This window comes from Frigoribacterium sp. Leaf186 (assembly GCF_001423905.1).
In the GTDB taxonomy this organism is placed as follows: domain Bacteria; phylum Actinomycetota; class Actinomycetes; order Actinomycetales; family Microbacteriaceae; genus Frigoribacterium.
In genome coordinates, this window is sequence record NZ_LMPQ01000012.1 from 255650 (window position 1) to 269339 (window position 13690).

The window sequence follows — 13690 nt, forward strand, 5'->3', positions numbered from 1 at the left end:
ATGTCGGGGTCGGCTCGTCCAGGTGCCGCATAAGGCGGGCGCAGTCCGCTCACAGGCTCGCCGTATGATCCGCCCAGCTTGGGCGATCAGGCTGTCAGGGCTTGGAAGGAGCACCATGACCGACACCCCCCGCCGCGACGACGGCACCGACGACGGCGAGCCCCGCGCGTCCGACGGCACCGCCGACGGTTCGCAGGGCGCCCAGGGCGAGCACCGGGTCGCACCGGACGACGCCCAGCCCACGACGCCGTACCCGGCCGACCAGGGGGTCACGTACGGGGCGCCTCCCCTGCCCGGCAGCACCCCGCAGGCCGGGGCGTTCGCGTCGCGACCCGACGAGTCCGCGCAGCACCCCCCGCAGGGTCAGCAGCACGACCAAGCGCACCCGCACGACGCGTCGCACCAGCAGCCGGGGTCGCACCAGCAGCCCGGGTCGTACCAGCAGCCGGGGCCGTACCAGCAGCCCGGCTCGTACCAGCAGCCCGGGTCGTACCAGCAACCCGGCTCGTACCAGCAACCCGGCTCGTACCAGCAGCCCGGGTCGTACCAGCAACCGGCCTCGTACCAGCAGCCCGGCTCGTACCCGCAGCAGCAGCAGTCGACGAACGACCCGTACGGGCAGAACCCGTCCGGATCGTCGGCGTTCGCCTACGACACGACGAACTCGTACGCGTCCGCGGGGTGGCAGGCCCCCGCGCCGAAGCCCGCGAAGAACCGACGGGGCCTGGGCGCCGTCGCCGCGGCACTGCTCGTCGGGGTCCTCGTGGGCGGCGCGGCCGGTGGTGGCGTCGCGGCGGTCCTCTCGCGTGACTCCGGGGTCGGCGTCTCGTCGACGGGTCAGTCGCGCGACCTCACGGTGAACGACTACGACGACGCGACGGTCGTGACGGCGGTGGCCGCCAAGGCGACGAAGTCCGTCGTGACCATCAACGTGACGGCGGGGGAGTCCGGCGGCACGGGTTCCGGCGTCATCCTGAGCGACGACGGCTACATCGTCACCAACACGCACGTGGTCACGCTCGACGGGGCCAGCGCGTCGGGCACCATCACCGTGACCCTGAGCGACGGCAGCATCCTGCCGGCCGAGGTCGTCGGCCTCGACCCCACGGTCGACCTCGCCGTCCTGAAGATCGACGCGAGCGGCCTCACGCCCATCGACTTCGCCGACTCGTCGAAGCTCAACGTCGGTGACACGGCCGTGGCCATCGGCGCACCGCTCGGGCTGTCGAACACCGTCACCGACGGCATCGTGTCGACGCTCAACCGCAGCATCACCGTGCAGTCCTCGGCCGCGCCGAGCGACGGCAGCGACCAGGGCCAGCAGAACGACAACAACGGCCAGGGCCCCTTCTCGTTCAACAACGGTGACGGCAGCACGCAGAACCAGGCGAGCTCGGTCATCTCGTTGCCGGTGATCCAGACCGACGCCTCGATCAACCCGGGCAACTCGGGTGGTGCGCTGCTGAACTCGCAGGGCGAGCTGATCGGCCTCAACGTGGCCATCGCGAGCTCGGGTGACTCGTCGGGCAGCATCGGCGTCGGCTTCTCGGTGCCCTCGAACCTGGTGCAGCGCGTCGCGAAAGAGATCATGGCGAACGGCTCGGCCAGCCACGGGCTCCTCGGCGCCAGCGTCAACGACGCCACGAGCGACGCGAACGCGAACCGCGTCGGGGCCCTCATCGTGCAACTCAGCTCCGGTGGCGCGGCACAGAACGCCGGCCTCCGACAGGGCGACGTCGTGACCGAGTTCAACGGCGTGCCGATCAGCGACCGCACCGACCTCACCGCGCAGGTCAGGTTCCTCGCCGGGGGCGCCACGGCCGAGCTGACGTACGTGCGCGACGGGCAGACCGCCACGACCGACGTGACGCTCGACACGCTCACCAGCTAGGGGAGGTCCCCGGTCGACGAGACGGGGGTCGGGGCGCTCAGGCGTCCCGGCCCCCGTTCGCGTGTTGCTAAGCTCGCCACGATCACTGCGGCCGTCCCGCAGCCCCGACCCGCGCCTCCCCGGCGCTCACGAGCCCGAGGAACGCGATCCATGCCAGCAGGCGACAGCACCCGACCCGGTGTCTCGTACGTCATGCCCGTCCTGAACGAAGAGCACGAGATCCGGGCCGCGGTCGAGAGCCTGCTGGTCCAGGACTACGAGGGCCCGTTCGAGGTCATCCTGGCACTCGGCCCGAGCGTCGACCGGACGAACGAGGTCGTCGCCGAGATGTCGGCCGCCGACCCGCGGGTGCGGAGCATCCCCAACCCCGTGGGGTCGACCCCCGCCGGGCTCAACGTGGCCATCCGCGCCTCGGTGCACCCGGTCACCGTCCGCGTCGACGCCCACTCGGTGCTGCCGAGCGACTACACCCGCATCGCGGTCGAGACCCTCGAACGCAGCGGTGCCGACAACGTCGGCGGCATCATGGCCGCGGTCGGCCGCACCCCCTTCGAGAAGGCCGTCGCCCGCGCCTACGGCAGCCGGGTCGGTCTCGGCGGGACGCCCCACCACGTCGGCGGCGCCGAGGGGCCGACCGACACGGCCTACCTGGGCGTGTTCCTCCGGCACCGTCTGATCGAGGTCGGCCTGTTCGACGAGGGCGTCAAGCGCGGTCAGGACTGGGAGCTCAACCGTCGGCTCCGGGCCACGGGCGGCACGGTGTGGTTCACCCCCCGGCTCGTCGTCACGTACCGTCCGCGTCCGAGCCTGCGAAAGCTGGCACGGCAGTTCGTCGCCACGGGGCTGTGGCGCGGCGAACTCGCGAGACGGTTCCCCAAGGCGAACACGCTGCGCTACCTCGTGCCGCCGGCCATGGTGCTGGGCGTCGCCCTCGGCCTCGTCGTCGGCATCGCGGGCGTGGTGGGTCTCGTGCTCGGCAGCCCGCTCGGCTGGGCGACGCTCGCCCTCGTCGTGCCCGGCGTCTACGTCGTCTTCGTGCTCGCCGCCGCCGTGCTGGCGGCCCGGGGCGACGACCTCCGCACCCGTGCCTGGTTTCTCGTAGTCTTGCCTTCCATCCACTTCGGGTGGGGCGTCGGCTTCGTGCTCGGCTTCCTCGACCTCACGAAGAACATCACCGCCCAGACCGGAAGGTAGCCGCCGATGACCGCGCTGCCCACGAGACCGAACTCGATCGCCGAGCTGCGACGCGTCGCCCAGCCACCCGAGGTGCGCAGCCGTGCCAACGCCGAGCACTGGACGGCGTCGCTGTACCTGCGAGACGTCTCTCCGTACCTGACGTGGTGGCTGCTGAAGACGAGCGTCTCGGCGAACGGCGTGACGGGGCTGATGATCCTGGTCGGCTGGTGCACGGCCCTGTCGCTGCTCGTGCCGGGCATCACCGGCGCCCTGCTCGCCCTCGTGCTCGGCCAGCTGCAGATGCTCGTCGACTGCTGCGACGGCGAGGTGGCGCGATGGCGCGGCACGAGTTCGCCCGCCGGGGTGTTCCTCGACAAGGTCGGCCACTACTCGACCGAGGCGCTCATCCCGATCGTGCTCGGCGTCCGTGCCGCGGGCTTCCCGTTCGAGACCCCCGCCGACTTCGCCTGGACGACCGCCGGCTTCGCCCTGGCCCTCGTCATCGTGCTCAACAAGGCCCTCAACGACATGGTCCACGTCGCGCGCGCGAACGCGGGCCTCGACCGCCTCGAAGACAAGCGAGGAGGCGCGACGCAACCGAGCGGGCGCCTCCTGTCCCGGCTGCGCAGCGCGGCGAGGTTCGTGCCCTTCCACCGGCTCTACCACTCGGTCGAGCTGACCATGCTCGTGTTCGTCGCCGCGATCGTCGGCCTGGTGGTCGGTGGCGTCACGGCCGACCGCGTCCTGCTCCTGGCCCTGCTGCCCCTCTCGGTGCTGGCCCTGGTCGGCCACTTCGTCGCGATCGTGGCCTCGAAGCGGGTGCGCTCCTGAGCGGGGGCGTGCCCCGCGTCGGCGTCGTGAGCCTGACGCAGGGGCGTCGGCCCGACGACCTGCGTCGCGGGCTGGCGTCGTTGCTCGCCCAGCGCGACGTCGAGCTGGACGTCGTGTGCGTCGTCAACGGGCGCGACGAGGCGACCCCACCCGTCGAGGTGCCGGCCGGGGTCCGTCTGCTCGAGCTCGACGAGAACGTGGGCATCCCCGCCGGTCGCAACCGCGGGGCCGAGGCGGTGTCGGGCGACTGGGTGTTCTTCCTCGACGACGACGCCCGCCTGCCGTCGGAGCGTTTCGTGGCCGACGCCGTCGCCCTGCTGCGGGCGCGGCCCGAGATCGGGCTGCTGCAGCCGCGCGTCGTGGACCCCGACGGCGCCGTCAACCCTCGTCGATGGACGCCCCGGCTCCGCAAGGGAGACCCCAGTCGGTCGAGCGACGTGTTCTCGGTCTGGGAGGGTGCGACGCTCTTGCCCCGCGACGTCTTCGTCGCCTGCGGCGGATGGGGCGAACCGTACTTCTACGCGCACGAGGGCATCGAGCTCGCCTGGCGGGTCTGGGCCCAGGGGCGACGCACCTGGTACGAGGGCTCGCTCGTCGCGAACCACCCGGCGATCGACCCGGCCCGGCACGCCGACTACTACCGTCTCAACGCGCGCAACCGCGTCTGGCTGGCGAAGCGCAACCTGCCCTGGCCGCTGGTGCCCGTCTACGTCGGCTCGTGGACGGCCGTGCAGCTGCTCCGCTGGGCTCGGACCCCGGGGCGCCTGCGTCCGTGGTTCGGGGGGTGGCTCGAGGGCTGGCGCGAGGCGCCGGGGGGCCGACGGTCCATCGGTTGGCTGACGGTCCTGCGGATGTCCAGGGCCGGCCGACCTCCGGTCCTCTAGGCTTTCCGGGGTCCGGTGCCCATCAGGGCGGCGGACCCGATCCGAGGAGTCCGCGTGCCGTTGACCCGAGACCTGGGGCTCGCCTGGAGCCTCGCCCGCCGAGCCGTCCGGTCGCGCAGCAGCCGCCGCCGACTCGAACGTGACCCCCGGGCCGCGGCGACGCCCGCACCGGGCACCGTCCGCGTCGCCGTCTACTTCGCCGACACGACCGTCAACATGTACCAGATCAGGCAGTGGTACGCGCCGCTCGCGCACCTGGCCGAGACGTACCCCGTCGCCGTCGTCGTCCGTTCGCCCGGCACGATGGTCACGATGCTCGACGAGTGCCCGGTGCCGCTCGTCTACGCCCGCAAGGTGGCCGATCTCGAGGACTTCGTCGCCGCCCAGCCCCTCGCGCTCACGCTCTACGTCAACCAGAACGCCAAGAACTTCCAGATGATGCGGTACGGCCGCATGTGGCACGTCTTCGTCAACCACGGCGAGAGCGACAAGATGTACATGACGACCAACCAGTTCAAGGCGTACGACTACGCCTTCGTGGCCGGTGACGCCGCCAAGGGCCGGCTCGCCGCCAAGCTCTGGGACTACGACCTCGAGAAACGAGCCGTGCCCGTCGGCAGGCCGCAGGCCGACCACTTCGCCGGGGACGTCCCGTACCCGCACGACGACCGGCTCGTCGTGCTCTACGCCCCCACCTGGGAGGGCGACCGACCCGCGGCTGCCTACGGGTCGATCGGCACGCACGGCCTCGCCCTCGTCGAGGCGCTCCTCGCCACGGGGCGACACCGGGTCGTCTACCGGGCGCATCCGCGCAGCGGCGTGCTCGATCCCGACTACAAGCGGGCGCACGAAGCCGTCATCCGGGCGATCGCCGACGCCAACGCGCGCGACCCCGAGGCGCACCACGTCCACGACGTGGGGCCCGAACTGGGGTGGCAGCTGGCGTCGGCCGACGTCGCCGTCACCGACATCTCGGCGATGGTCTACGACCGGCTCGCCACGGGTCGACCGCTCGTCGTGACGCGACCGGTGGCGGTCGAGGCCGACGTCGACGAGTCGGGTTACCTCGGCCACGCCGAGTGGCTGTCGGCGGAGGGAGCCGGCGACATCGTCGCGCTCGTCGACCGCGTCGTCGGCGACCCGGAGGCGCGGGGCCGTCTCGAGCACTGGGTCCGTCACCACTTCGGTGACACGTCGCCCGGGGCCGCCACGCAGCGCTTCGAGACCGCGGTCGGCGACCTCGTCCGGTTGCGAGACGACTACGCCGAGCGCCACCCTGCCGTCGACGAGCGGCGCGCCGCCGGAGCGTCGGGAGGCGCGGACCCCGAGGCCGGGGACCCGGAGGCCACCGACCTCTAGCTGTCGAGGTCGGGGTCGACGTCCAGCCCGAGAGGATGCCTGTTGGTGCTTTCATGCACAGGGCATGCATGTCTCGGTGTTCTGGACTCTGGATCTCAGACGCCGAGCCGCGTATCCATGAGGCATGCCTGAACCGACCTCAGCCGCCGCCCGACTCTTCGGAGAGCGCATCCGTGACCAGCGCCTCCGGCTCGGGCTCAGCCAGGACGAGGTCGCGCACCTGGCGGGCATGAACGTCTCGAACTACGGCAAGATCGAACGTGGCATCGGCAACCCCGTGCTGCACACGGTCGTCCGACTGGCCGTGGTGCTGGGGGTCGACCCGGCCGAGCTGGTCACGGGTCTCGGGGTCGAGCACCTGCCGCCCCTCGTCGAGGCCTTCACGGCCGCCGACTACGTGGCCGAACGGCGGGCGCGGCTCTCGAGCTGACGGGGACGTCGCCCTCGACCCTCGTTCAGAAGCTGAACCGCCAGAGGTACTCGGTGCCGTCGGGGCGGAACCACCGGACGACGGCGATGGCGCTGCGGGCCAGTTCGACCCCGAGCACGCAGAGATCGACCGAGGAGCCCGGGTCGAGTCGCGTGGTCGCCACGGGCACCAGGAGGCCCGTGCCCACGAGGGTGACGCGGACGCCCGTGACCGTCTCGGGGGAGTCGTTGACGAGGCGGTAGACCCGGGGTGCGCGGCGGCGGTCGAGGGTGAACGGAACGGTGTAGGCGAGGGTCGTCGTGGTCATGGGCCCCATGATGGGTGCGACCACCGATGCCCGTCCCACGGACCTGTGGACGACGGGTGGTAGGGGACGAGACGACCGGATCGTGGTCGTCCACCCGAGCGGACGACCGGACCCTGCCGGGTCAGGGCGCCAGGCTGGCGGGGAACTCGGTGGGCGGCGCGCCGAACGCCGTCCGCGCGGTCGTCACCACCTTGCGGCCGAGCAGGTGGTTGCCCGTTCCGCCGACGACCGCTCCGATGCCGAACGGGATGGCGCGACCGAGCACCGAGGCACCCTGGGAGGCCGCGAAGCGTCGGATGAACTGCTTGCGGATGGTGTCGGTGAGGCCGCTCATGGCCGCCTTCGGCAGCTTGTCGGTCACCAACTCGCCCCAGAACGCCGTGCGAGCCGGAGCGGTGCCCATGGCCTCGCCGGCGAACTGGCGGACGAGGCTGGCGCCCGGGCCGCCGAGCAGCATGGCCATGACCAGGGCGCGTGCGCGGTCGGGGTCCGAGACGGCGATGCCGTGGACCTCGGTGACCGACTGGGCGAAGAGGGCGCTCGCCTCGAGGAACCCGGCGGTCTCGACGCCGGACAGGGCCAGGGACACGCCCCAGCCGACGCCCGGGATGACCGCGCTGGCCCCGACGGCCGCGCCACCCGTCGTCACGGCGGCGAGGTACTCACGCTCGAGGACGCCGATCAGCTTCTCCGGCGTGGCCTTCTTGTGGCGACGGCGCAGCATGGCGACGTGCTTCACGACCACCGGACGCTGGACGGCGAGGAGCTTGTCGAGGCGCCGGACCCACGCGGCGTCGTCCGTCCGCTCCGGCGTCGAGGTCTCGTAGTGGTACTCGGGCGACGCGGCGTCGTCGCGCGCGCTCAGCTCGGCGCTCGACGAGGAGGGGTCGCGGTCGTGGTCGGGGCTCTGGGGGTGACGACGGAAGGGCACCCGTCGACACTACGCCGAGGGGCGGGGAGGGTGGTCGGCGGCGTACCGGGCCAGCGCCTCGTCGAGCGGTCCGTCGAAGGCGAGGCGGCCCCCGTCGAGGTAGAGGCCCCGTCGACAGAACCGCTTCAGGTCGCGTTCGTTGTGCGAGACGAGGAAGAGCGTGCGGCCGTCGGCCAGCATCTCGCCGATCCGGGCGTAGCACTTCTCGCGGAAGGCCTTGTCGCCGACCGCCAGCACCTCGTCGACGAGGACCACGGGTTCTTCGAGTCGCGAGATCACGGCGAAGGCGATGCGGACTTTCATGCCGCTCGAGAGGTGCTTGTACGGGGTGTCGACGAAGTCGGCGATCTCGGCGAAGTCGATGATCTCGTCGAACCGTTCGTCGATCTCGCTGCGGTGCATGCCGTGGAGGCCGGCCGTCAGGTAGACGTTCTCACGGACCGTCAGGTCGGCGACGAAGCCGCCCGTGATCTCGATCAGGGGCGCGACGCCGCCCGAGACGACGACGGTGCCGGTGTCGGGCAGGATCACCTCGGCCACGAGCTTGAGCAGGGTGGACTTGCCCTGACCGTTGCGTCCCACGACGCCGATGGCCTCGCCCGGGTGCACCTCGAAGCTCACGTCGCGCAGGGCCCAGAACTCGCCCGGACGCGAGCGGCGACCACTGTCGGCGAAGAGGTCCTTGAACGAGCGACGTCCGCGACGGTTGCGACGGAAGCGGATGCCGACGCCGTCGACGCGGATCACGGGACCCTGCACGGTCGGGGTCATCAGATCTCCTTCAGCACGGCGCGCTCGCTCGCGCGGAAGACGAGCAGTCCGACGGCCAGGACCACGAGGCACACGCCACCGCCGACGAGGACTTCGGTGAGGTCGAACTGCTCGGGGAAGAACGCCGAGCGGTAGAGGCCGAAGATGCCGCTCAACGGGTTGAAGGCCGCGAGCAGGTGGAGGCCGTCGGGGAGGTCCTGGGTGCCGTAGATGACGGGGGAGGCGTAGAACGTGAAGCGGAGGGCTAGCTTGGTCGCCCGCTCGAGGTCGCGGAAGAACACGACCAGCGGGGCGACGATCAGTCCGACCCCGGCGACGAGCAGCGTCTGCATGACCATGGCGAGGGGGAAGAAGACCACCTGCCAGTGCAGCTCGGCCCCACCGGCGACGGCGAACACGGCCAGCACGGGAAGGCTGAGGGCGAACTCGATGCCCTTGGACCCGACCAGTCGGAAGACCCAGATCGTGCGCGGGATCTTCGTCGACCGGACGAGCTTGGCCTCACGGATGAAGGCACGGGTGCTGTCCGAGACGGCGCCGTTGAACCACATCCACGGCAGCAGGCCCGACAGCAGGAAGACGATGTAGGGCTCGTCGCCGACCGAGCGCTTGAAGACGACCGAGAAGACGAAGAAGTAGATGCCCGACATGACGAGCGGGTCGAGGATCGACCACACGTAGCCGAGCTTCGACGTCGAGTAGCGGACCTTGAGGTCGCGACTCGTCAACAGCCACAACGTCTGGCGGTATCGCGCGGCACCGCTACGACGGGGCCGACCGGCCAGGTCAGTGCTCACGGACGTCCTTCACGCTCAGGACACCCGCCCGGATGCGCGACCGCCGACGGCGGCCCGGTTCAGACGAACAGGTTCGCGCGCTCGAGGTCTTCGGCGAAGTCGACCTCGACGGCGTAGAGGTCGGAGATGTCCACGGGCTCAAAGCGTAGCCCGTCCTGGCCGATGGCCAGTTCGATGCCACGTTCGAAGTAGTCCTGGTTGTCGACCTTGGACAGCTGGTGGACGAGGGTGGCCTTGTCGGACTTCGACACGTAGTTGATGCCGACGGCCTCGCCCAGGCCGCCCTTGACCTGCTTCGAGAGCTCGGCGATGTAGCCCTCGGCGTCGGTCGTGTACTTGACCTCTTCGTCGGACACCTTGGACGTGTTGACGGTGACGAACGACTGGTCGTCGCGGACCAGGCGCGCCGCGCGGGTGAGCGCGGTCGGGTCGAAGACCACGTCGCCGTTCATCCACAGCACGCCACCGGAGGCGCTGGCCCGCAGGGCGCGGAGCAGGCTCTTCGAGGTGTTGGTCTGGTCGTACATCTCGTTGTAGACGAACGAGGCCGACGGGAACGCCTCGACGATGTGCTCGAACTTGTAGCCGACCACGACGGTCACCCGGGCGTCGGGCCCGAAGGCCTGGCGGATGTTGTCGAACTGCTGCTGCATGATGGTGCGGCCGTCGTTGAGCTCGGTGAGCGCCTTCGGCAGCGAGCGGCCGAGACGGCTGCCGAGCCCGGCCGCCAGGATGACGATCTGCTGGCGGTGGTTCGTGTCGTTCTTGCTCACGGTGGTCTCCTCACAAGGGGCGAGCTCGTGCGGGACGGGCTCTGCGGCGGCCCCGGCGGTGCGGACCGGACCCGTCTCTGGGTGCGATTCGCCTCGTGTTCGAGCGGCGTTCACCGCGGAGCATCGATCTGGACACGTCATCGTGCTCTCGCAGACTACCCGACGAGGCTCCGGGCAGCCAGGGATCGCCTCCGAAGCGTGTCCTTTTCGTGATATGCGCCTCCTGTCGTCCGACGGGTGTCACCGCCTTGGTACGGTGGGGCGATGGCTGGACGGCGCGAGGACGAAGTGGGTGACGACGCCCTCGACTCGACGCCGGGCGACGACACGGTCCGAGCGGTGGGCACCGCCGACCAGGGGGAGAACGCAGTGGACGACGACGCGACGACCACGAGGGACGTGGCCGAGGACGCGACCGTGACGACGGGGGTCGAGTCGACGTCGACACCGACAGCGGCGACCGGGTCCCGGAAGGCCCCGACGGCCCGCAAGCCGACGGCACCCCGCAAGCCCGCCACGCCCCGCAAGCCCTCCCAACGCACCGCGGCCGACCGCTCCGCCGCGGCCAAGAAGGCCGCGGCCACGCGGGCGGCGAACGCCCGGGCCCGGGCCGAGGCGGCGGCGAAGGCCGCCGAAGAAGAGCTGGTCGTCGAACTCGCCGACGCGGGTGTGACGACCGACGGCACCGTCGTCGTCCCGGTCTCGGCCGACGACTACTTCGGAGACGCCCTGAGCGCCGAGGAGGCGTCGGCTGCGGCGCTCGAGGACGCCCTGTCCGTGGACGACCCGACCACCGCGGCCCCCGAGGCCGGTCAGGTCGAGGTCGGCGACGACGATGCGACCGGCGACGACGCGGTCGACGACGCCGCGTCGCCGGGCGACGACGCCGCCGAGGCGGCCGTGCCCGGGTCGCGCGCCGGTCGCGTCACCCGCGCGGTCGACGCCGAGGCTCCGGTGGTGCTGGCCATCTCGGGGCTCGTCAAGCGCTACGGCGGCACCGTCGCCGTCGAGAACGTCGACCTCGAGGTCCGTGCCGGGTCGTTCTACGGCATCGTCGGGCCGAACGGTGCCGGCAAGACGACGACCCTGTCCATCGTGACGGGTCTGCTGCGGCCGGACGCCGGGACGGTGACCGTCCTGGGCGCCGACGTCTGGCGCGACCCGGCGGCGGCGAAGCGGTCGCTCGGCGTGCTGCCCGACCGCCTGCGACTGTTCGACCGCCTGACCGGAGCCCAGCTGCTCTACTACTCCGCCACCCTGCGCGGCCTCGACGGCGTGACGGCGCGCAAGCGGTCGTCCGACCTGGCCACGGCCTTCGGTCTGCACGACGCCCTGGGGCGCCTGGTGAGCGACTACTCGGTCGGCATGACCAAGAAGATCGCGCTCGCGGCCGCCATCATCCATTCTCCGCGGGTCCTCGTGCTCGACGAGCCGTTCGAGTCGGTCGACCCCGTGTCGGCCGCGACCGTGACCGACGTCCTGCAGCGGTACGTCGCCGGCGGGGGCACGGTGTTGCTCTCCAGTCACAGCATGGATCTCGTCGAACGCATCTGTGACAGCGTCGCCGTGATCGTCGACGGGCACGTCCTCGCGAGCGGCACGGTCGACGAGGTCCGGGCCGGGCGTTCGCTCGAGCAGCGGTTCGTCGAGCTCGCCGGTGGACGCGCGGTCACGGAGGGCATGGAATGGTTGCAGAACTTCTCCGACTGAGGCTGCAGACGATCGGCAACACGGTCCGGTTCGGGCCCCGCCGCCTCGCCGTCGCCGTCGGTTCGGTCCTCGCCGTCCTCGTCGTCACCATCGCGATCGCGAGCCTGGTCAGCGGGCTGAGGGACGCCCCCCTCGACGACGTCCGCGCCGTCGTGGTGGGTGGTGGTGCCCTGCTCCTCGTCGGCTTCGCCGTCGTCCCCTTCGCCACGGTGCGTCCCGCGTGGAGCGACCCTCGCCGGCTCGCCGTCCTGGGCGTCCCCGAGGGGGGCGCGTCCGTCGGGCTCGCCCTCGGTTCGCTCGTCGGCCTGCCCACGCTCGCCCTGCTCGTGCTCTCGACGGGATACGTCAGAGCCTGGGCCGAGGGGTCGGGCGTCGCGGCCGTCGCCGTGGTCGCCGCCGTCGTCGCCGGGGTCACGGCCCTGATGCTGGCCCTCGTGGCGTCGACGCTCAACAGCGTCCTCCTCACCTCGCGTCGCAGCCGCGAGCTGGCTCTCGTCGGTGCGGTCCTCGTGGTCCTGCTCGCCGTCCCCGTGGTCGTCGACCTCGTCCGGCTCTCGTTGCCGGGCCGGTCGGGCACCGGGGTCGTCGCGGACGGCCTCGCCTGGACGCCGTTCGGCGCCGCCCTCGCCCTGCCCGGCCACGTCGCCGCGGGCGAGACGGGTCGCGTCGTGGCCGACGTCCTGATCGCCGCGATCACGCTCGCGGCCCTCTGGTACGCCTGGCGCGCCCTCGTCGCCCGGGCCTTCGTCGACCGGCCCGAACCCGAAGAGGTGGACGAGGGCGACGGGCTGGGCTGGTTCGAGTACGTCCGTGCCTCGCCGACCGGGGCCGTCGCGGGCCGCAGCCTCACCTACTGGATGCGCGACGCGCGGTACCGCATGTCGCTCGTCATCATCCCGTTCCTGCCGCTGCTGGTCGTCCCGCTGGGGATCGCGGGCGTCAGCTGGAACTGGCTGGCGCTCGTCCCGGTGCCGATCATGTGCCTCATCCTCGGTTTCCTGCCGCACAACGACGTGGCCTACGACAGCACCGCGCTGTGGATGCACGTGGCCTCCGACACGCGAGGTCTGGCCGACCGCGTGGGGCGACTGGCGCCTCCCCTGCTGATCGGGGTGCCCTTGGTCGCCCTCGGGTCGGTGGTCGCGACGTGGTTGTTCGGCGACTGGCAGGCCCTGCCGTCGGAGCTCGGGGTGAGCGCCGGGTTCCTGCTGAGCGGCCTGGGGTTGTCGAGCGTCGTCTCGGCCCTGCTGCCGTACGCCACGGTCCGGCCGCACGACGATCCCTTCCAACAGCCCCAGTCGAACGGCGCCACCGCGGCCTGGGCGCAGAGCGTCATGATCGGCGGGGCCCTGCTGGCGACCGCTCCGGCCCTGTGGTTCGCGGGGCGGGGACTCGTCTCGGGCTACCCGTCCGGTGGCACCTGGGCGCTCGTGTCCGGCCTCGGCGTGGGGCTCGTGGCCCTGGTCGCGGGCGTCGCCCTGGGTGCTCGCGTGTTCTCGCGCCGGGCCCCCGAGCTGCTGGCCTTCGCCCTGCGCAGCTGACCCGCGGTCGTCGTACGATGTCGGCATGACTGACACGCAGACGGGCGGCGGCCTCGACGTCCTGGACCGCGAGCTCGAGAAGCTCCTGAACGACGAGGCGATCGACCCCGGCGACCACGAGCGCTTCTCGCACTACGTCAAGAAGGACAAGATCATGGAGTCCGCCCTGAGCGGCAAGCCGGTCAAGGCGCTCTGTGGCAAGAAGTGGACCCCGGGCCGCGACCCCGAGAAGTTCCCGGTGTGCCCGACCTGCAAAGAGATCTACGAGAAGATGACCTCCGAGTGATCC

At 71.5% G+C, this 13690-nt stretch carries 14 protein-coding genes; 9 read left to right on the top strand and 5 right to left on the bottom strand.

Going from position 1 to position 13690, the window contains the following annotated elements:
- Positions 1-115 precede the first annotated feature (115 nt).
- From ASG05_RS14270 to ASG05_RS14295, 6 genes are all read left to right on the top strand, one after another.
- Positions 116-1891: a trypsin-like peptidase domain-containing protein gene (locus tag ASG05_RS14270; protein ID WP_056262287.1), complete on the top strand. Its 1776-nt coding sequence runs from the start codon at positions 116-118 to the stop codon at positions 1889-1891.
- A gap of 150 nt (positions 1892-2041) precedes the next feature.
- Complete coding sequence (locus tag ASG05_RS14275) at positions 2042-3085, top strand: glycosyltransferase family 2 protein (protein WP_056262289.1); 1044 nt, start codon at positions 2042-2044, stop codon at positions 3083-3085.
- Positions 3086-3091: 6 nt separating this feature from the next.
- Entirely contained in the window at positions 3092-3898 is an 807-nt protein-coding gene (locus tag ASG05_RS14280; protein ID WP_056262291.1) for a CDP-alcohol phosphatidyltransferase family protein, read from the top strand.
- The gene (locus ASG05_RS16495; RefSeq protein WP_056263097.1) at positions 3895-4782 is read left to right on the top strand and encodes a glycosyltransferase family 2 protein; all 888 of its coding nucleotides are present in this window, start codon (positions 3895-3897) and stop codon (positions 4780-4782) included. Before ASG05_RS14280 ends, ASG05_RS16495 begins: the two co-directional genes overlap by 4 nt.
- Before the next feature lie 54 nt (positions 4783-4836).
- Entirely contained in the window at positions 4837-6141 is a 1305-nt protein-coding gene (locus ASG05_RS14290) for a CDP-glycerol glycerophosphotransferase family protein (RefSeq protein ID WP_200936887.1), read from the top strand.
- Between the two features lie 124 nt (positions 6142-6265).
- On the top strand, positions 6266-6571 hold the full coding sequence (locus ASG05_RS14295) for a helix-turn-helix domain-containing protein (protein ID WP_056262293.1): 306 nt from the start codon (positions 6266-6268) through the stop codon (positions 6569-6571).
- Between the two features lie 25 nt (positions 6572-6596).
- On the opposite strand, the gene ASG05_RS14300 is transcribed toward ASG05_RS14295, so the two are convergent.
- From ASG05_RS14300 to ASG05_RS14320, 5 genes are all read right to left on the bottom strand, one after another.
- Positions 6597-6878 carry a PilZ domain-containing protein gene (locus ASG05_RS14300; RefSeq protein ID WP_157490258.1) on the bottom strand — a complete coding sequence of 94 codons (282 nt, stop codon included), beginning with the start codon at positions 6876-6878 and terminating at the stop codon, positions 6597-6599.
- Positions 6879-6999: 121 nt separating this feature from the next.
- Positions 7000-7809: a hypothetical protein gene (locus ASG05_RS14305; RefSeq protein WP_157490259.1), complete on the bottom strand. Its 810-nt coding sequence runs from the start codon at positions 7807-7809 to the stop codon at positions 7000-7002.
- Positions 7810-7818: 9 nt separating this feature from the next.
- A complete protein-coding gene (locus ASG05_RS14310) occupies positions 7819-8580 on the bottom strand; it encodes an ABC transporter ATP-binding protein (RefSeq protein ID WP_056262299.1) in 762 nt (253 codons plus the stop codon).
- Positions 8580-9377 (bottom strand): ABC transporter permease, encoded by a 798-nt coding sequence (locus ASG05_RS14315; protein WP_235491531.1) that lies wholly within the window; start codon positions 9375-9377, stop codon positions 8580-8582. Before ASG05_RS14315 ends, ASG05_RS14310 begins: the two co-directional genes overlap by 1 nt.
- A gap of 59 nt (positions 9378-9436) precedes the next feature.
- Complete coding sequence (locus ASG05_RS14320; RefSeq protein ID WP_056262302.1) at positions 9437-10150, bottom strand: NTP transferase domain-containing protein; 714 nt, start codon at positions 10148-10150, stop codon at positions 9437-9439.
- A 264-nt stretch (positions 10151-10414) separates the two neighbouring features.
- Between ASG05_RS14320 and ASG05_RS16755 the strand changes: the two genes are divergently transcribed.
- Genes ASG05_RS16755 through ASG05_RS14335 form a run of 3 tightly spaced genes read left to right on the top strand, consistent with a single transcriptional unit; the run spans position 10415 to position 13687 of the window.
- On the top strand, positions 10415-11860 hold the full coding sequence (locus tag ASG05_RS16755) for an ATP-binding cassette domain-containing protein (RefSeq protein ID WP_200936895.1): 1446 nt from the start codon (positions 10415-10417) through the stop codon (positions 11858-11860).
- The gene (locus tag ASG05_RS14330) at positions 11836-13401 is read left to right on the top strand and encodes a hypothetical protein (RefSeq protein ID WP_056262306.1); all 1566 of its coding nucleotides are present in this window, start codon (positions 11836-11838) and stop codon (positions 13399-13401) included. The genes ASG05_RS16755 and ASG05_RS14330 overlap by 25 nt, the downstream gene beginning before the upstream one ends.
- A gap of 25 nt (positions 13402-13426) precedes the next feature.
- Positions 13427-13687 (top strand): DUF3039 domain-containing protein, encoded by a 261-nt coding sequence (locus tag ASG05_RS14335; RefSeq protein WP_056262309.1) that lies wholly within the window; start codon positions 13427-13429, stop codon positions 13685-13687.
- The last annotated feature ends 3 nt before the right edge of the window (positions 13688-13690 follow it).